Below are 18,683 nucleotides of genomic sequence, written 5' to 3'. Positions count from 1 at the left end.
TGATGATGATACGGATGAGGAGAAAATGACATTATTCAAAAAAATTTAATTTTTAGGAGAGAATGACATGGAAGTTTTTGCAGATTTTTTAGCGAAGATTGATAACCCGCAACATCGGGACCGAACGGAAGAAGTTTTGGTTTGGGTAAATAGGAAATTTCCAGATTTAATGCCTAAAATCGCTTGGAATCAGCCTATGTTTACTGATCATGACACATATATCATTGGCTTTAGCGTAGCGAAACATCATTTGGCTGTTGCCCCTGAAAAGGCAGGAATTGATCATTTTTCTGATGAAATCGTTCAGGCTGGATATGATCACACCAAGCAATTGGTACGTATCAAGTGGGATGGCCCGGTTGATTTCTCATTACTTGAGAGAATGATCGAATTTAATATTTCGGATAAGGCAGACTGTTCAACTTTTTGGCGGAAATAAAAAAATCGGATTATTAAGGGTGAGCTGAACCCCGAATAGGTCCACTTACTTATTTACTAGTATTTTAAGCATATTCTAAACTATCATATAGATTTAAAAACAGCTGGCATTGCAGCTGTTTTTTATTACCTAAGATTTAAATAAACTTTTAAAATCACAAAACCCTTCGCGAAATAGGCAGAAGAATAGTAAAAGTCGTTCCCTTATCGAGCTCACTGTTTACGGATATGTTCCCTTCATGCATTTCAATAATCTTTTTCACGATGGATAGACCTAAACCGCTCCCGCTTTTTGTACGTTCCCTTGCCAGGTCAGCTTTATAGAATCGTTCAAATATATGGAACTGGTCTTTTTCAGATATGCCAATTCCATTGTCGGATATCGTTATGGATGCCAGGTCATCAATCTGTTGTAATCGTATCGTGATCTTTCCACGATGGGGGGTGAATTTGATACTATTGTGTAGTAAATTTGTCCATACTTGGCTCATTAAATCCTGGTCTGCAAAAATTCGAATCTTTTCTAAAGATATATCCAATTCGAGTTCTTTTTCCAACCACGTCGGTTCACAAGCCAAAATGATGGTTCGTATTTGCTGATCAAGCCGGAAGTCTGTCCTTTCAAAAGGATGATGCTCAGATTCCAGGGATGTAAGCTTTAGAAGGTTATCACTTAATTTAGATAATCTCCTGCTCTCTGTCTCAATTATATGAAGATAATGATTTCGTTCTTCGATCGTCAGCTTATTATATTGAATTGCCTGTGCAAATCCTACGATGGAGGTAAGGGGCGACTGTATTTCATGTGAGACGTTAGAGATGAATTCCTGCCGCATTTCTTCCATTTGCTTCAGTTGCTTGGCCATGTGATTGAAGTGGTTAATGATATCGGTCATTTCGTTTTTCCTATCGATTTTAAAATCCAGTTGTACACTATAATCACCATTTGCTATTTTCCTTAAGGCATCAATGATCTCGAGGTAAATATTTGCCCGTTTATTGTGACGGATGGCATGCATAAGATATCCAATGAGTATCATGATTGCGATGCTTGTCATGATTGTGGTCAGATACCGAACAAAATCGGGTAACCTTAATGGCAGTAGCTCAATGATAAAGTACCCGGCCGAAAAGCAAATTGAATTAAACGTAAGAAAAAACAGTATGCCCAGCATTTGTTTAAAAAATCGATTGCTTTTCATCTCGTTATCTCCAAACGGTAGCCCAATCCCCAAATGGTTTTAATCCGGAAGGGGAATTCCGATTCCGGAAACCGTTCCCTCACTCTTTTAATATGAACATCGACAGTTCGTTCATCACCTTCATAATCATAGCCCCAAATGTCTTCAATAAGATCTTCCCTGGAAAAAGTTTTTCCAGGATAGCTTGCTAATTTAAACAGTAATTCGAATTCTTTTAATGGAATCGTATATTCCCGCTCTTTGAATGACATTTCATGCGTGTTGCGATTCATCTTTAATTCGCCAATATTTAATGTTTGTGAAATAGTGATTTTATACCGTCTTAGTAAGGCCTTTATTCTAAGAACCAATTCGATCGGTTCAAATGGCTTTACAAGATAATCATCTGCCCCAAGGCCGAATCCTTTTACTTTGTGTTGTTTCTCCTTTTGCAGTCAGCATTAAAATGGGGATATCACTGAATTCCCTTAACTCTTTGCATAATTGCCAACCATCCATGTTAGGCATCATAATATCGATGACCGCCAAATCGATTTTCGCCTTCTCCATTAATTTCAATGCTTGCAGTCCATCCGAGGCTTCATATAAATCAAATCCTTCTTTTCTTAACAACAGGTTTATAAGTTCGCGAATATGTGCGTCATCATCGACAATTAATATTTTTGTCATCCTTCTTCTTTCCTTTCGGTGAATTAGGCCAGTTCAAGTTTGTGTAACTGCTGTTGGGCAAATTCTCGATATAATGTGTGCGTATTATATAGCTCTTTATGTGTTCCGCTTCCTGTTATTTTGCCTTTTTCGAGGAAGATGATTTGATCTGAACCTATGACGGTCGATAGGCGGTGGGCGATTACTATTGTAGTTCGGCCTTTCATTAAATCATTTAACGCCTGTTGAACCACCTTTTCTGATTTGCTGTCTAGGCTGGATGTAGCTTCATCAAGCATTAATATTTTGGGGTTTCTTAAAAATGCACGTGCGATGGCGATTCTTTGTCTTTGGCCGCCTGATAGTTTCATCCCCCTTTCACCAACCTCTGTATCATATCCGTTCGGTAGCTCAGAAATAAACTGATCAGCATATGCCATTTTAGCCACTTGCTTCAATTCCTCATCCGTTATGTCGCGTTCGATGCCATAACAGATATTATCTCGGATTGTACCTGATACAATCGGGCTTTCTTGTGAAACATACCCAATCTGGCTTCTCCATGAAAGCAGTGTGAAATCATTTATGGATTTCCCGCCTATGGAAATGGACCCTTGCTGTGGTTTGTAGAAACGTTCGAATAAAGAGAAAAGTGTCGTTTTACCACTGCCGCTTGGTCCGACAATTGCAGTGACCTTACCGGCTTCAACGTTAAAGCTTATATCTTTAAGTACATGTTCTCCATTATTGTAACTGTAGTTCAGGTGATCCACGCTGATTGATTGACTTATATTTTGAACTGGCTGCTTCGCATCTTCCTCTTCCACTGAATCCAAAATGGAAATGATGCGCTCTGTTGCACCTGTTGCTTTTTGAAATTGTGTAAAGAAACTGGCTAATTGAGCCATTGGCATGATGATTTGGAAAAGATACATGATGAATGCAACGAGGGCTCCAGCTGTCAGGGCTCCTGAAGAAACACGCATTCCCCCATAACCTAAAATCAGCACGAGTAAGGCCATCATGACAAAACTCATTAGCGGTGCAATCAATGCCTGGATTTTTGCCTCTTTTAATCCGAATTGAAATAATTTATGGATTCCTTTTTTTCCATTTTGATATTCCAAGACTTCTGCATTCGATGCTTTAACAAGACGTATTTCCGAAAGCACTTGTTGAAGCACTGAGGTGAAGCTTGCTGTCTCGTCCTGCATCCCTTTTGAAATTTTATGCATTTTTTTCCCTAGTGGCATTAATATCAAAACAGAGAGTGGAATCGCAATGAACATCAATAATGTCATTTTCCAATCAAGGACGAATAAAACGATCATGGAACCTACGATGGAAATGATTCCAGTAACGAAATTAGAGAGGTGTTCAGAGATCAAACCCTTCACTACAGTTGTATCATTGGTCATTCGGCTGACCGTTTCGCCCGAGGGATGTTCATCAAAATAACTCACGGGCAATACGAGCAATTTTTTCCATAGTTGATCGCGGATACCTGCCACTACAGATTGACCGATCCGGTTTAATAAATAGATGGAAAATCCACTGGCCAATGCTTGAACAATGATGGCAAGAACGAGAAGTGTGATCCGTTCCGTATTTAGTGAGCTGATCGAAAAATCATTAATTAGATTTTTTGTGAATAAAGGGACTAATAAACCTACACCCGTTGTACCAAGGCTTAATGCCAATGCAATCCCTATCATTAGTTTAGAGGGCTTCGTTTGTTGAACTAACCGAATGAATTGGCGCCATCCTTTTTGTTTTTTTACTTCTGACATATGAAATACATCCTTTCTTGGTTTTCATAGGGCAATTATATAAAGAAGTTATGAATTGAATATGAACTAGTCTTAATTATTCCATGTTCAAATTAGTGGTGAACTTTTCCTGAATGATAAATTAGAAAAAAATATGGCGGACATTTAAAATAGTGTCGGCTTTTTTCATGCCCTCATAAACTTTTTTAAATTAGGCGGGATAGGTAAAAAGGTATATTGATATCTTGTTTTTTCATGCGTTTTTAATAATAAATACCTATTTAAGCTAAATACTTACCGCTTTTAACCGATTAAATATGGAGATACAAAAAACAGTATAAGTTAGGTGGAAAAAATGATTATTTTGAATGAGACCATTGTGTCGCCAATTCTTCTAAAGGTGTTGGAGGAACAGCAAATTCCAGTACTGGAACAAGGGCAATGGGGAGTCACGTCAACATCAGAAAAGCTAAACATTCAAAAAGATACCGAATTTTTCAAGTCCATGGAAATGGAAAAAAGAATTCTTACAAACTCTGAAAATGGCATAACATTGTTAGGGCAGTTCCAACCGAATAGCAATGAATACATTTGGTCAAAGTTATTGAAGGATAAGAGCCAGGTGCGAAATTTGACGAAATCTCTATATCCCGATTTCTATTTTCAAGATATTGATTTATCCATAATAAGTGACCTGGATAAAAATCAAATACCGTTTCCGGTAGTTATCAAACCCAATATTGGCTATTCGAGTGTAGGGGTCCACAAAGTCAAGAATGAGCAGGATTGGAATATAGCCGTGAACCAGCTTAAAGCGGATTTACTTCATTCGGATGGATTATATGATTCAGAAGTGGTCGGTTCCCAGACCGTTTTAATAGAAGAGTGGATTCAAGGTGAAGAATTTGCCGTTGATGCCTATTACAATCAAGATGGTGAGCCGGTCATTTTGAATGTCTTCAAACGATTATTCAAGGATGATTATGATACTTCCGATCGAATTTATTATACTTCGAAGTTGGCCATCAACGAAATCTATCATGACGCACTAAAGTTCATGAAGGATATTCAAACGGTCCTCCCTCTTAGGAATTACCCTGTACACTTTGAAATTCGCAAAAAGGGAAACCGGGTGATACCCATCGAAATCAATCCCCTTCGTTTTGCTGGGGCGGGTACAACGGATCTAGGTTACCATGCCTATGGGATGAATATGTATGAACACTATTTTTCAGGAACAAAACCCGATTGGTATCGGATATTGGAAGAGATGGACGATCATATATATAGCTTTTTCTTTGCAGAGGTTCCACTGGAAATAAATCCGGAAGATGTTTCATGCATTGATCATGATGGACTTCGCCATCAATTCGAACATGTTTTGGAATATAGGCAGCTTCCTTTTCAAAATGACCGGAGCATGGCCATCATCTTTTATAGTAGTGCGGATTTGGATAAAAATCTCCAATTGCTTCATTTGGACTTAATGCCATATTTGACTATAAAACACCTTGTTTTCACCTAAGGAGGGTATGGAAATGAGATTTTCAAAGCTTAATCCTAAAAAATCTTTGCTGTCAAAACTATTCTTGTTTTATATTATTCCTTTCGTCCTTTTCGCAGGGGCCATGGGCCTTTGCTTTTCCTATATTACTAATAAAATGATCAATGAGAATGTTCTTCCGCAATTCGATGATCGCCTTTCTGAAAATGCCCACAGTTTAGCAGCAAGCCTCAATCCCACTTTGATAAACAAAGCTTCCGAACGGGGCGAGGAGATTAGGCGGAAGCTAGATGCCTTTGTTGAAGATAAAAAGGGAATTGAATATGTTTATGTATTGAAGCGGGAGAAGGATGGCGACATGATTGTGGCCTTGAACGGCAGCGAGGACTACATGGTGGAATCCCCTTTTACGCCGGAACAGGCAAAATCGATAAATGGAAACGAAGACGTATTAAGTGAAATATATAAAGATAAGTGGGGTACTCACAAGTCGTACTTTACGCCAATCAAAGGAACCGACGCGATTGTAGGGATTGATATGGATGCAAAATTCATTGATGAATTAAAAAGCACAATGATATTTTATAATATCTTATTTCTTGCAGGCGCCGTTATATTAGGTGTGCTATGCGCCGTTGTCATCGGGAAAAAGATCTCTGGGCCCGTCAATGAACTTGTTGGTTACACGAATGAAATGGCAAAAGGGGACTTAAGTAAATCGATTCCAGTTGGTAGACAGGATGAGATGGGCGATCTTTCAAATGGATTTGAAGATATGAGGTTAAGTTTGGCCCATATTATCCAGAATGTCCGTGAACATGCTCAAACGATGAATCAAACGACAGTATCCATTCAGCAATCCTTTGAAGAGATGGTGGAGTCCTATGGTCAGATAGTGACGGGGACAACGGAAGAAGCAAAAGCTTCGGAAGAGCGTGCCCATCATATTGACCGAATTTCCAATATGATCAGTGACTTAACGGATACAATCCGTTTAATGAACGAACAAATGAATGAAATGAATGAATTTACCTTGCATACGAATACACTTGCTGAACAAGGAAGTAAACAAGTGCAAGATGTAACGGGCCAGATGGATAAAATCATGGAAAACGGCCAAGCGACTAAAACCAATTTGGTGAGCCTGGAAGAAGATGTAGTGAAGATAAATGAAGTGATTGGCTTAATAAGGGTGATTGCTTCTCAAACGAACCTCCTATCCCTGAATGCTTCCATTGAAGCGGCAAGGGCGGGTGATGCCGGCAGAGGTTTTGCGGTAGTGGCTCAAGAGGTGCAAAAATTGGCTGTACAAACAGATGAATCCATCGATATCATTTCAGAATCCATTATGCGGATTAATGAACAAACAGCCAAAGTCATCCAAAATAATGATGAGAGTTTTCAGGATATATTAAATGGTGTTTCTTTAGTGGAAGACAATGGCCAGATTTTCAATAAGATATTTGAATCCGTAGAGAAATTGCTGAAAGGCACGGAACGATTAGCCGCCCATTCGAAAAAAATGAATGAGTCTTCGGATGAAAGCCTGGCATCCATTCAGGAAATTGCGGCGATTTCAGAAGAAGGTGTCGCAACAACGGAGCAAATCTCTGCAGCTGCCATTCAACAAAGCACCATAATGACTGGATTGAAGGAACAAAATGAAGATTTAGCAAAAGAATCAGCCATTTTAGAAAATATGGTAGAAAAGTTCATTACCGAAAAATAAAAAAATAAACATCTACAAAACCTTGTAAACGAGAGGTCCTTGTTTGGATGAATGCGTGTGGCGGGTCATGAAGCCATTACCAGAATAGATAGAGCCCATTAATTGATTTTAAATGAATTTAGAGAGTATTAAAAATTGCTGGAAAAAAGTTTCCCCAAACTATTTGCAATCGCTACCATTTAATGTTATGCTTAGTCTTAATTATTTTTGTTCGGTACTAAGGATACTAAAAGTACTACTTTTCGTTTTCGATGATGACTTAGAGCAAGGATAGTAATACATTGTGCTTAGATGCACTAGGAGGCAACAACAATGGAACAAGGTAAAGTAAAATGGTTTAACGCAGAAAAAGGTTTTGGATTCATCGAACGCGAAAACGGAGACGACGTATTCGTACATTTCTCAGCTATCCAAAGCGAAGGTTTCAAATCTTTAGACGAAGGTCAAGAAGTTACTTTTGAAGTAGAACAAGGTCAACGCGGACCTCAAGCTTCTAACGTTCAAAAAGCATAATTTCAATAACAAAAAAGACGGATCCTCCTATAGGGTCTGTCTTTTTTATTATTGAAAACATAACAAAAAACCCTGCTCAACGATAAGCAGGGTAAATGGTACAAGTAAAGTAAAACGCTTAAAAAGGTTTGACTAAGTATAACATATTTTTTCTAGAAAATACTAAATTAAATATATTGTACTTATCAAGGAGCCATTAGGGAATTAATGAAATCATTGGATTGAAGGGACTGAAGGAATTTATGTCTCTTCTTTTTTTTTGCCTGAAGCATAGAAGTTTCGGTTCAGGAGATTCATGGAATTCCTGGAAAGAGGACAGGTTGCCCTTTGTGTTCAGCAAAATTCAGGGGAACGACTGCGAAATGAAACAAAAAACGATGACCTACATATAAAGACATATAGGCACTTTACTAAGCCGCTTGTGAGGAAGGAGAAAAGAATCTTGTACATTCAAATATAGGTTTGAATATTCAGGTAATTATGTTATATTTTAATCAAACGAAGATTTGAATGAGGGGTGTGAGAAGATGACGGAACTGAAAGATATATGTGATGTCCACCTGCATGATGAAGTGAAGGTTAATCGCATTCAAGAGGAAATAAGCCAGGTGAATTTATCCAGCATGTCTAAGCTGTTTAAGGTTATAGGTGATGAGAATAGGGCGAAGATAGCTTATGCGCTCTGTAAGGACGAGGAATTGTGTGTGTGCGATCTGGCCAATATCATTGGTGCGTCGATGGCGACAACGTCACATCATCTTCGTACACTTTATAAACACGCAATCGTAAAATACCGAAAAGAAGGAAAGTTGGCTTTTTATTCTTTGGATGATCACCATATAAAGCAATTAATTCTCATTGCATTAGAACATCAGCAGGAGGTAAGGGTCGATGGCTGAATCCCCATTAAAAACATATCGTATCCAAGGTCTATCCTGCACGAATTGTGCGGCTAAATTTGAGAACAATGTCCGTGAACTAGAGGGTGTGGAGGATGCCAAAATCAACTTTGGCGCCTCGAAGATTTCTGTACAGGGCAGTGCGACTATCGAAGAGATTGAAAAGGCGGGTGCTTTTGATAAGCTGAGAGTCCGCGGTGAACAGGAACAGTTGAAGCAAAAGGAACCATTTTGGAAGCAAAAAGAAAATATAAAAGTGGTTTTCTCGGTTATCCTTTTGCTGGTTAGCTGGGTATTGGATAATCGATATGCGGCTGGAAGCATCATGCCGGTCATCGGTTATGCGGCTGCAATCATAGTTGGGGGATATTCATTATTTGTCAATGGATTGAAGAATCTTGTCAGGCTTCGCTTTGATATGCACACCCTTATGACGGTTGCCATCATCGGGGCGGCTGTGCTTGGTGAATGGGGTGAAGGGGCGACTGTCGTCATCCTATTTGCGATAAGTGAAGCGTTGGAAAAATATTCGATGGATAAAGCCCGTAATTCTATAGAATCATTAATGAACATCGCACCTAAAGAAGCCTTGATCCGCAGGGGGCATCATGAAATGATGGTTGATGTTGATGAGATTGAAGTTGGCGACATCATGATCGTCAAACCTGGTCAAAAGCTTGCCATGGATGGGATGATCATGAAAGGGGCGTCAACACTTAATCAAGCAGCCATTACTGGGGAATCCGAGCCGGTTTTTAAAACGGTTGATGGTGAAGTGTTTGCCGGAACCTTAAATGGTGAAGGGCTGCTCGAAGTGGAGGTCACGAAGCGAGTCGAGGATACGACGATTGCGAAAATCATCCACCTTGTTGAAGAAGCGCAGGCCGAAAAAGCCCCTTCCCAAGCCTTTGTGGATAAATTTGCAAAATTCTATACGCCGGCCATCATGCTCATTGCCTTGGCCATTGCCGTGCTGCCCCCGATTGTTATGAACGGCGATTGGAGTGAATGGATCTACCGGGGGTTGGCTGTACTAGTTGTCGGCTGTCCTTGTGCTTTGGTCATTTCTACACCCATTGCCATTGTGACGGCCATCGGAAATGCTGCGAAACATGGTGTGCTGATTAAAGGCGGGGTCCATTTAGAGGAAACAGGGGCCTTAAAGGCGATTGCGTTTGACAAAACGGGTACTTTAACAAAGGGCGTACCTGAAGTGACTGATTTCAAAGTGTTAGCTGATGAGTTGAAGGAACAGGATGTGCTGGCTATCGCTGCTGCTTTAGAAAGCAGGTCACAGCACCCCCTTGCCACAGCCATTCTTCAAAAGGCGGAAAACCACGATGTGGACTATCATCCTTTATTGGTAGAGGATTTTACTGCAATCACCGGTAAAGGCATAAAGGGGAAAATCAATCAAACAATCTATTACATTGGTAAACCCAACCTTTTTGAAGAAGAGGCAGGTTTAGTTTTCTCTGATGATGTGCTTAAATTAATCAGCGGCTATCAAAATGCAGGGAAAACGGTGATGGTGCTTGGCGATCAAGTGAAGATCCTGGCACTCATCGCGGTGTCTGATGAAATAAGGGAAAGCAGTAAGGAAGCAATTCGGAAACTGCATGCATTGGGCATTGAAAAAACGATCATGCTGACCGGGGATAATATCGGAACAGCCAAAGCTATTGGAGCGGCAGCTGGCGTTCATGAGATCGAGGCGGAGTTATTGCCACAAGATAAATTGACCATCATCAAACGATGGAAACAAAAATATGATCGAGTGGCCATGGTAGGCGATGGTGTCAATGATGCCCCGGCCTTGGCAGCTTCCACGGTAGGAATCGCGATGGGCGGGGCTGGAACGGATACGGCCCTTGAAACTGCCGATATTGCCTTAATGGGTGATGACTTATCGAAGCTGCCTTATACAATCCGCTTAAGCCGCAAAACATTAAAAATCATTAAGCAGAACATCACGTTTTCATTGGTGATTAAAATCCTGGCCTTATTATTGATAGCGCCGGGCTGGTTAACACTTTGGATGGCGATTTTTGCCGACATGGGTGCGACGTTATTGGTTACATTGAATAGCCTTAGGTTATTGAGGATAAAGGAATAGAATAATATGGGCTCCCTGTTGCATCTTAAGGTGCAACAGGGAGCTTTATTTATGGTTTTTCCAATTGTTTCATGTGAAACTTTGAAAAAATTAATCGGTCCTGTTATTTTTTGTTGAATTTTCTTTTATAGTGAAAGGATGTCCGATAAACTTGGGCAGCGAGCGATCGTCATGCAAGTAATGTCTGGTATGCTACAATGTGGCTGGCCTAGACAGTATGATGCATAATATAGGGAGTAAGGCATGTGCGGAAGGGATTTGAAATGATGGAATTACAGCAGAGGGCAATCTTGGTTGGAGTTAATCTCAACGGTCAAAAGGATTTTGAGTATTCAATGGAGGAATTGGCCAATTTAACGGAAGCATGTGAGGTAGAGGTTGCAGGGACCATCACACAAAATTTGCATCGGGTGAACTCGTCACATTTTATCGGTACCGGGAAGATCGAGGAAGTAAAAAATCTCGTTGAGCATAAAGAAGCCAATGTCGTCATTTTTAATGATCAGCTCTCCCCGTCGCAACTTCGTAATTTGGAGAGGGACATGGATTGCAAGGTGATCGACAGGACAATCTTGATTCTGGATATCTTCGCGCATCGGGCGAAAACGAAGGAAGCGCAGCTTCAGGTAGAGGTGGCGAAGCTTCAGTATATGCTCCCGCGTCTCGTTGGTTTGAGGGAGTCACTAGGGCGTCAGAGTGGCGGGGTCGGTACAAACAAAGGTGCAGGTGAAAAGCAGTTAGAGCTTGACCGCAGGAGAATCGAGGAAAATATACGTGTATTGAATAAAGAACTGGAAGACCTTGTTGCACACCGGCAAACGCAGAGGAAACAGCGGAAAAAGAATGCCATCCCTGTCGTATCCTTAGTCGGTTATACCAATGCAGGTAAATCTTCGATCATGAATGCTCTGATTGAGATGTTCCATCCAACAGCCGAGAAGCAGGTGTTTGAGAAGGATATGCTTTTCGCTACGCTTGAGACATCTGTCCGAAACATCCCGCTCCCGGATAAAAAGGAATTTCTATTGACGGATACAGTGGGGTTTGTGTCCAAATTGCCCCATCATCTTGTGAAAGCTTTCCGATCCACATTGGAAGAAGTGGTGGAAGCGGACCTGTTGATCCATGTTGCCGATTTTTCCAATCCTGATCATGAGCACCAAATAGAGATAACGGATAAGACTTTAAACGAGATAGGCATTAAAGGGATTCCAACGATTTTTGCTTATAATAAAGCGGACCTTACCGATTTGGATATCCCTCAGGTGAATCGTAGCTCTGTGTATATGTCAGCAAAAAACAAAGTGGGCATCGAGGAATTGATAGATCAAATTCGAAAGCATATTTTTGTCGATTATACCCACTGTGAAATGCTGATTCCATTTGATCAAGGACAGCTGGTTTCTTATTTCAATGAAAATGGTCACATAACCGAAACAGATTATGAGGCAACCGGATATCGAATAAAGCTTGAGTGCAAGAAAACGGATTATGAGAAATATAAACGATACGTGATTCATCCGGAATGAACCTGACTGTTGATAAATTGTTAATGGGTTGTTGATAAGTGGAAAAGTCGGTTCATTAATGTGGATAACTTTTGATGGAATGCCTCCATTCTGCAAAAACAAAGAGAGTTATGCCATATAATATGTGAATAAGTTGTGGATAAAAGTGAAAAGACCCAGGAAACCAAGATTTGAGTTTCTGGGCTTTTTTTTATGTGGACAAAGTGTTGATAATTAGGTCTTTAGAACAAAACATCCAAAAAACATCAATAAGTATGATGCAAAGTAAGTTTGAATGTAGAAAAATGACGATGTGTATCACTTATTGTTAGGAAATATAACATGATTATTACATATTGCATATGTAGCGTCTGGAAATACTTTACACTTTGTATAATGTAACTTACTTTTTAACATTATAAAATAAAGAATACTCAATTCTCTGATTTATCATAGATTTGAGTTTTTAAGATTAGTAGGGGGGGCTTTTTGTGTTAGTAGGAAGCAGGGACCGAGGCGTGACCAGTGAGAGAATGATAGAAAATAATAAACAAAACGAGAGAATTTTGGCTGGGAAATCGCCATGACTGTTATTTGAATAATTTGATGATAACCATGTTGGCAATACTTTCAATCGTTTAAATATGAGGACAGTAGAGAAAAATGCGTGCAATTCCTCCCTTTTTATTTTTCAAAAATAAATGTTTGGAAGGAGAAATAGTGGATGAGTATGACGAGCCCGTTAAAAGGTGATCTGGAGATTAACTTTCAGGAAGCGGAGAGGGGGTTATCCCCAAGGGAAGCTTTGGAAGAATCGAATCGATGTTTATACTGCTATGATGCCCCATGCATCCAAGCCTGTCCGACCGGAATAGATATTCCAGGTTTTATTAAGAAGATAGCCTCAGGTAATTTTAAAGGGTCGGCCAAGACCATCATGACAGCCAATCCTGTCGGTGCCAGCTGTGCGCGGGTATGTCCGACTGAGGAGCTATGTGAGGGGGCATGTGTCCTGAACCATTCCACAAAGCCAATCATGATTGGCAATCTCCAGCGTTATTCCACAGATTGGGCCATCCAAAATAAACAAGACCTATTCAAAGCCGGAAAGAAGAATGGCAAAAAAGTTGCCATTGTAGGAAGCGGTCCGGCGGGGTTGTCTGCGGCAAGGGAGTTAGCCTTGCTTGGCTACAGTGTGACCATTTTCGAAGCTGAAAAGAATCCAGGCGGATTAAATACTTACGGAATTGTATCGTTCCGTTTACCTCAGAGCATTTCTTATTGGGAAGTTGAACAAGTAAAGAGTTTGGATGTTGAAATTAAAACGAATACCCGGGTCGGGGTGGATGTTTCTGCAAATCAGCTGACTGCCGATTATGATGCGGTCATTTTAGCGATCGGCATGTCCGATGTTCCTAAGCTAGGAATTGAAGGGGAGGGTTTGGCTGAGGTTTATGATGCAATCGATTTCGTAAAGGCTACGAAAACAGGGGCAATCACTGATAAATTCGTTGGAAAGAAGATGGCGGTTATAGGGGCTGGAAACACTGCTATCGATGCCGCGACCTGTTCTGTACGCCTTGGCGCCGAACAGGTGAGCATTATTTATCGCCGTACCCAAAAGGAAATGACAGCCTATGACTTTGAATATGAGTTTGCCAAACAAGAAGGTGTCGGTTTTCACTGGCTGACTGCCCCCTCAAGGATACTCTCGGATGAAAGCGGTCAGGTTACGGGCATCGAGTGTGTGAAGATGGTGCTTAGCGAGGCGGGCGAAGATGGCCGGCGCCGTCCAGTCCAAATTTCCGGATCGGAGTTCGTCATTCCGGTCGATGGGGTCATTCGTGCCATTGGCCAATCCAGGTATGTAGGATTGATTGAACAGTTCGGCATTCAACATGATGATGGTGTCGTAATATTGGAGGGTGATTCCTACAGGACATCGAATGAAAAGATCTTTGCGTGCGGTGACGTGATCTTCGGAAAAGGCCAAGGAGAGGCAATGGTTGTTTCAGCTGCCCAGCAAGGGAAGAAGACAGCCTATGAAATTGACTCGATTTTGATGGGTGAAGCGGTGGATATTGCTTAATAACTATGAAAATTAGGAGGCTTATCATGGCTGATTTATCAATTGATCTAGCAGGTATTAAATCCCCCAATCCTTTTTGGCTTGCTTCTGCACCACCTACCAATTCGGGTTATCAAGTCCAGCGCGCATTTGAAGCTGGCTGGGGCGGAGCTGTTTGGAAGACATTGGGTGAACCCATCCTGAATGTCTCATCACGTTTTGCGGCGGTCGGTTTTAATGGACAGAGAGTTGCCGGGTTCAACAATATAGAATTGATTACGGATCGTCCTCTTGAGGTGAATCTGAAAGAAATATATGAAACGAAGAAGAGGTTCCCCGATCATGCGATCATTGCATCGGTGATGGTGGAGCCACAACAGGAAAAATGGCATGAAATCATCAAGCGAATAGAAGATGTAGGGGTCGATGGTTACGAGTTGAACTTTGGTTGCCCGCACGGTATGGCGGAGCGTGGGATGGGAGCAGCTTCGGGACAGGTTCCCGAGCTTGTGGAAAAGCAAACATACTGGGTGAAGGAAGCTGCATCCAAACCCGTCATCGTCAAGCTTACACCCAATATAACCGACATTACGGTTACTGCTGAAGCGGCGGTGCGCGGCGGTGCGGACGCAATAAGCATGATCAATACGATCAACAGCTTGGCGGGAGTGGACATCCATTCATGGAATACGATTCCCCATGTAGGCGGCAAGGGGGCTCACGGAGGGTATTGCGGTCCCGCCGTAAAGCCGATTGCTTTGAATATGGTGGCTGAGTGTGCAAGGAATAAAATGATCAATGTTCCCATTTCCGGAATAGGAGGCATTTCAAATTGGCAGGATACGGTGGAGTTTTTGTTGATGGGTTCTACTGGAGTGCAAATCTGTACGGCTGCCATGCATCACGGTTTTAGAATAGTAGATGACTTGATTGATGGTCTGTCCAATTACCTTGATGAAAAAGGGATTTCCTCTGTGATGGATATTGTCGGTAAGTCCGTTCCGCGCTATTCCGACTGGGGGAATTTAGATCTCAATTATAAGGTCGTTGCGCGCATTAATAATGATGTGTGCATTAACTGCAATAAATGCCATATTGCGTGTGAAGATACATCTCATCAATGTATAGATATGTTAAAGGACACGTCAGGCACCTCCTTCTTGAGAGTGCGTGAAGAGGATTGCGTAGGCTGTAACCTTTGCTCGATCGTCTGCCCGGTCGATGGGGCAATCGATATGATCGAATTGACCAATGAATTACCGCCAATGACATGGAATGAGCGTCAGTCATTCCTTGGGGGCATAAGCAGTGAAAGTGTTGATTTCGTAAAATGATGGAGGGATCGAGGATGAAGAAACTCATTAAAAATGGAACGATTGCAACCGCTGCAGATACGTATCAGGCGGATATATTGATTGAAAATGAGAAGATTGCAATGATTGGCAAGGATCTGCCGGCTGAGGGGGCTGAAATCATTGATGCAAAAGGCGCTTATATTTTTCCGGGGGGCATTGATCCGCATACCCATCTCGATATGCCGTTTGGAGGGACAACGACAAAGGATGATTATGAAACGGGGACGATTGCTGCTGCATATGGAGGCACGACAACGATCATCGACTTTTGCCTGACTGAAAAAGGGGTGCCATTAAAGAAAGCGATTGAAACATGGCATGAAAAGGCCAATGAAAAAGCGGCCATAGATTATGGTTTTCATTTAATGATCAGTGAGATTAATGATGATGTATTGGCTGAGTTGCCAAGTATCATCGATAATGAAGGAATTTCGTCCTTTAAGGTGTTCATGGCTTACAAGAATGTTTTTCAAGCTGATGATGCCACGCTATACCGCACTTTGTTGCAAGCAAAGGAACTTGGCGCGCTTGTCATGGTTCACGCTGAAAATGGTGATGTCATCGATTATCTTACAAAGCAGGCGCTTGCTGAAGGTAACACCGATCCAATTTACCATGCACTGACAAGGCCTCCAGAGCTTGAAGGGGAAGCGACTGGACGTGCAGCTAAACTGACGGAAATGGCAAACGGCCAGCTCTATGTTGTTCATGTCACCTGTGAAGATGCTGTTGAAAAGATCACTGAGGCAAGAAATAAAGGGGTGGATATTTGGGGGGAGACTTGTCCGCAATATTTGGTTCTTGACCAGTCTTATCTAGAAAAGCCCCATTTCGAAGGATCTAAGTATGTATGGTCCCCGCCGTTAAGGGAGAAGAAAAATCAGGAAGTGCTATGGAATGCTTTGAAAACGGGACAGCTGCAAACGATCGGCTCCGATCAATGCTCTTTTGATTTTAAGGGGCAAAAGGATCTTGGACGTGAAGATTTCACGAAAATACCGAACGGTGGCCCAACGATTGAGGACCGCATGAGCATCCTCTTTTCTGAAGGGGTCACGAAAGAGCGTATTACCTTGAATCAATTCGTCGACATGACCTCTACATGTGCTGCCAAACTTTTTGGATTATTCCCTAAGAAAGGAACGATTGCAGTTGGTTCCGATGCGGATATTGTCATTTTTGACCCGAAAGTTGCAAGGACCATTTCTGCAGATACCCATCACATGGCTGTGGATTATAATGCGTTTGAAGGGATGGAAATTACAGGTGAACCGGTTTCCGTTTTATCGAGAGGTCAATTCGTCATTAAAGACAAACAATTTGTAGGCGAAGCTGGAAAAGGGCAATTCCTGAAACGGGCAAAATATAATGCGGCGCTGAAGCCGGATGCCGGGAAAAAGCTTCCAGTCTAACTTCGGAAAGGAATCTTGCAAATTAATTTAGGGGGATTTTCTATGAGTGAGAAGAAAGATTATTTAAAGTCTCCCGATTTGCTGCCTATACCTCATAGTGAGAAAAATATAAGTGCAGCCGGATTTGGTTTCATTTGGGTGGGCATGGCTGTAGTTTTGGCCGCCTTCGCAATCGGTGGGAACGGTGTTCAAAGTTTATCCTTAGGCTGGGTCGTTCTTGCAACGGTCATTGCCTGTGTGGTTCTCGGCTTTTTGATGACAATGACAGGGGATATTGGTGTTGAACATGGGATATCATTCCCTGTCTATATGAGGGCGCCGTTCGGTACGATTGGCACCCACATCCCTTCGGTTGTACGAGGTTTTGTTGCGTCATGCTGGTTCGGTCTCAATACTTACTTTGGAGCCACTGCAATGAACGCTATCTTCACAACCCTTTTTGACTTTGATAATTGGTTTATATGCTTCCTCATTTTTGCCCTTTTACAATTAGTCAACACGGCAATGGGAATAAAGTCGATAGAACGATTCGCAGACTTGGCGGCGCCCGTTATCATTTTAATTTCTGGCTGGATGTATTTCACTCTATCCGATCAAGCGGTGGCCCAAGGAAGAGATGTTTGGTCCTGGATTGAAAGTCCGGTTACTGGCGGGGCTGCCGCCACGGCTTTCGTGGTCGTCATCATGGCTAATATGGGATTTTGGGGCACATTGACTGCAGATATGCCCACGCTTTCCCGCTATATAAAAGCACCAAAAAATGAAAAAAATTGGTTCAAGCGCAATAAGGGGCAAATAATTGGGAATATTATCACCTATCCCATCACGCAGACATTCATGGTGATTATCGGGGCGGTTTCTTATATGGCTGTTTCCAATTATGATCCTGTCGTTGCCATACAGGGATCAGCAAGTGGAATTGCTCTCGGTGTCCTTTTAATCATGATCGTATTCGCTCAATGGTCGACGAATACTACGGCCAATGTCATTCCCGCGGCTACCATTTTCTCCAATGTCATGGGTCCTAAAATGCCATTTTGGGCGGGAGTCGTTGTGGCGGGGGTTATTGGGATAGTGGTTCAGCCATGGAACCTGTTCGGCATCATAATAGAAGTTTTATTAATAATAGGTGGAATCCTGGCATCCATTGTCGGCATCCTTGTAGCGGATTATTATTTCCTCCGTAAACGGAGAGTGAATGTACATGAACTCTATGAGAGTGAAGGCCAATATAAATATTTGAATGGAGTGAATTGGGCAGGAATCATTTCTTGGGTGATTGGAGGAATCGGTGCCACGGTTTTTTCAAATTATTCGTTTATCATTGGCTTGCTTCTCGGCGGTGCAAGTTATTATATATTGGCTAAGTATTGGTGGTTCAAGCAGTATGAACAAGCTGAAATCATTGATCCCAGCGATGAGAAATATTTGGGAATTTCCGTTGGGAGGGATTGGAAAATCGGAGAACTTGAGGAAGAGATGGTTCTTCCGGCTTCAACGGGCAAGGAGAACGTATGAAAAA

The 18,683-nt window shown here is 41.8% G+C and carries 13 protein-coding genes and 1 pseudogene; 11 read left to right on the top strand and 3 right to left on the bottom strand.

What is annotated here, in order from left to right:
- The first annotated feature begins 67 nt into the window (after nucleotides 1-67).
- A complete protein-coding gene (locus ACQKNS_RS25895) occupies nucleotides 68-439 on the top strand; it encodes an iron chaperone (protein ID WP_427646087.1) in 372 nt (123 codons plus the stop codon).
- Nucleotides 440-593: 154 nt separating this feature from the next.
- Here the strand turns inward: ACQKNS_RS25895 and ACQKNS_RS25890 are convergent, their stop codons facing one another.
- From ACQKNS_RS25890 to ACQKNS_RS25880, 3 genes and pseudogenes are all read right to left on the bottom strand, one after another.
- A complete protein-coding gene (locus tag ACQKNS_RS25890) occupies nucleotides 594-1,640 on the bottom strand; it encodes a sensor histidine kinase (RefSeq protein ID WP_427646086.1) in 1,047 nt (348 codons plus the stop codon).
- Nucleotides 1,637-2,309: pseudogene (locus ACQKNS_RS25885) on the bottom strand (response regulator transcription factor). Before ACQKNS_RS25885 ends, ACQKNS_RS25890 begins: the two are co-directional and overlap by 4 nt.
- Before the next feature lie 23 nt (nucleotides 2,310-2,332).
- Nucleotides 2,333-4,078, bottom strand: a complete 1,746-nt coding sequence (locus tag ACQKNS_RS25880) for an ABC transporter ATP-binding protein (protein WP_427646085.1) — start codon at nucleotides 4,076-4,078, stop codon at nucleotides 2,333-2,335.
- 334 nt (nucleotides 4,079-4,412) lie between these two features.
- Here ACQKNS_RS25880 and ACQKNS_RS25875 point away from each other — a divergent pair, with 334 nt between their 5' ends.
- The 10 genes from ACQKNS_RS25875 (at nucleotide 4,413) to ACQKNS_RS25830 (ending at nucleotide 18,679) form a co-directional block, all read left to right on the top strand.
- On the top strand, nucleotides 4,413-5,582 hold the full coding sequence (locus ACQKNS_RS25875) for an ATP-grasp domain-containing protein (protein ID WP_427646084.1): 1,170 nt from the start codon (nucleotides 4,413-4,415) through the stop codon (nucleotides 5,580-5,582).
- A 13-nt stretch (nucleotides 5,583-5,595) separates the two neighbouring features.
- Nucleotides 5,596-7,290, top strand: coding sequence for a methyl-accepting chemotaxis protein (locus ACQKNS_RS25870; protein ID WP_427646083.1), 1,695 nt, complete (start codon nucleotides 5,596-5,598; stop codon nucleotides 7,288-7,290).
- Between the two features lie 312 nt (nucleotides 7,291-7,602).
- A complete protein-coding gene (locus tag ACQKNS_RS25865; protein ID WP_034304915.1) occupies nucleotides 7,603-7,803 on the top strand; it encodes a cold-shock protein in 201 nt (66 codons plus the stop codon).
- A gap of 527 nt (nucleotides 7,804-8,330) precedes the next feature.
- Nucleotides 8,331-8,702, top strand: a complete 372-nt coding sequence (locus ACQKNS_RS25860; RefSeq protein WP_427646082.1) for an ArsR/SmtB family transcription factor — start codon at nucleotides 8,331-8,333, stop codon at nucleotides 8,700-8,702.
- On the top strand, nucleotides 8,695-10,818 hold the full coding sequence (locus ACQKNS_RS25855) for a heavy metal translocating P-type ATPase (protein ID WP_427646081.1): 2,124 nt from the start codon (nucleotides 8,695-8,697) through the stop codon (nucleotides 10,816-10,818). The genes ACQKNS_RS25860 and ACQKNS_RS25855 overlap by 8 nt, the downstream gene beginning before the upstream one ends.
- A gap of 263 nt (nucleotides 10,819-11,081) precedes the next feature.
- Nucleotides 11,082-12,347, top strand: a complete 1,266-nt coding sequence (gene hflX, locus ACQKNS_RS25850) for a GTPase HflX (RefSeq protein WP_427646080.1) — start codon at nucleotides 11,082-11,084, stop codon at nucleotides 12,345-12,347.
- Nucleotides 12,348-13,056: 709 nt separating this feature from the next.
- Nucleotides 13,057-14,415, top strand: coding sequence for an NAD(P)-dependent oxidoreductase (locus ACQKNS_RS25845; RefSeq protein ID WP_427646095.1), 1,359 nt, complete (start codon nucleotides 13,057-13,059; stop codon nucleotides 14,413-14,415).
- 26 nt (nucleotides 14,416-14,441) lie between these two features.
- Nucleotides 14,442-15,728 carry an NAD-dependent dihydropyrimidine dehydrogenase subunit PreA gene (gene preA / locus ACQKNS_RS25840; RefSeq protein WP_427646079.1) on the top strand — a complete coding sequence of 429 codons (1,287 nt, stop codon included), beginning with the start codon at nucleotides 14,442-14,444 and terminating at the stop codon, nucleotides 15,726-15,728.
- Between the two features lie 14 nt (nucleotides 15,729-15,742).
- Nucleotides 15,743-17,161, top strand: a complete 1,419-nt coding sequence (gene hydA, locus ACQKNS_RS25835; RefSeq protein ID WP_427646078.1) for a dihydropyrimidinase — start codon at nucleotides 15,743-15,745, stop codon at nucleotides 17,159-17,161.
- 42 nt (nucleotides 17,162-17,203) lie between these two features.
- Nucleotides 17,204-18,679, top strand: coding sequence for an NCS1 family transporter (locus ACQKNS_RS25830; RefSeq protein ID WP_427646077.1), 1,476 nt, complete (start codon nucleotides 17,204-17,206; stop codon nucleotides 18,677-18,679).
- Nucleotides 18,680-18,683: the final 4 nt, after the last annotated feature.

This window comes from Peribacillus sp. NPDC094092 (genome assembly GCF_050279365.1).
Lineage (GTDB): Bacteria > Bacillota > Bacilli > Bacillales > DSM-1321 > Peribacillus.
This window is presented reverse-complemented; position numbering and strand designations above follow the sequence as displayed.

Excerpts from the sequence above, each read along its gene's own strand:
- ACQKNS_RS25875 (WP_427646084.1), top strand. The coding sequence starts at position 4,413 with ATGATTATTTTGAATGAGACCATTGTGTCGCCAATTCTTCTAAAGGTG.
- ACQKNS_RS25895 (WP_427646087.1), top strand. The coding sequence starts at position 68 with ATGGAAGTTTTTGCAGATTTTTTAGCGAAGATTGATAACCCGCAACAT.
- ACQKNS_RS25890 (WP_427646086.1), bottom strand. The coding sequence starts at position 1,640 with ATGAAAAGCAATCGATTTTTTAAACAAATGCTGGGCATACTGTTTTTT.
- ACQKNS_RS25860 (WP_427646082.1), top strand. The coding sequence starts at position 8,331 with ATGACGGAACTGAAAGATATATGTGATGTCCACCTGCATGATGAAGTG.
- ACQKNS_RS25865 (WP_034304915.1), top strand. The coding sequence starts at position 7,603 with ATGGAACAAGGTAAAGTAAAATGGTTTAACGCAGAAAAAGGTTTTGGA.
- ACQKNS_RS25845 (WP_427646095.1), top strand. The coding sequence starts at position 13,057 with ATGACGAGCCCGTTAAAAGGTGATCTGGAGATTAACTTTCAGGAAGCG.
- preA (WP_427646079.1), top strand. The coding sequence starts at position 14,442 with ATGGCTGATTTATCAATTGATCTAGCAGGTATTAAATCCCCCAATCCT.
- ACQKNS_RS25880 (WP_427646085.1), bottom strand. The coding sequence starts at position 4,078 with ATGTCAGAAGTAAAAAAACAAAAAGGATGGCGCCAATTCATTCGGTTA.
- ACQKNS_RS25830 (WP_427646077.1), top strand. The coding sequence starts at position 17,204 with ATGAGTGAGAAGAAAGATTATTTAAAGTCTCCCGATTTGCTGCCTATA.
- ACQKNS_RS25855 (WP_427646081.1), top strand. The coding sequence starts at position 8,695 with ATGGCTGAATCCCCATTAAAAACATATCGTATCCAAGGTCTATCCTGC.
- ACQKNS_RS25870 (WP_427646083.1), top strand. The coding sequence starts at position 5,596 with ATGAGATTTTCAAAGCTTAATCCTAAAAAATCTTTGCTGTCAAAACTA.
- hflX (WP_427646080.1), top strand. The coding sequence starts at position 11,082 with ATGATGGAATTACAGCAGAGGGCAATCTTGGTTGGAGTTAATCTCAAC.
- hydA (WP_427646078.1), top strand. The coding sequence starts at position 15,743 with ATGAAGAAACTCATTAAAAATGGAACGATTGCAACCGCTGCAGATACG.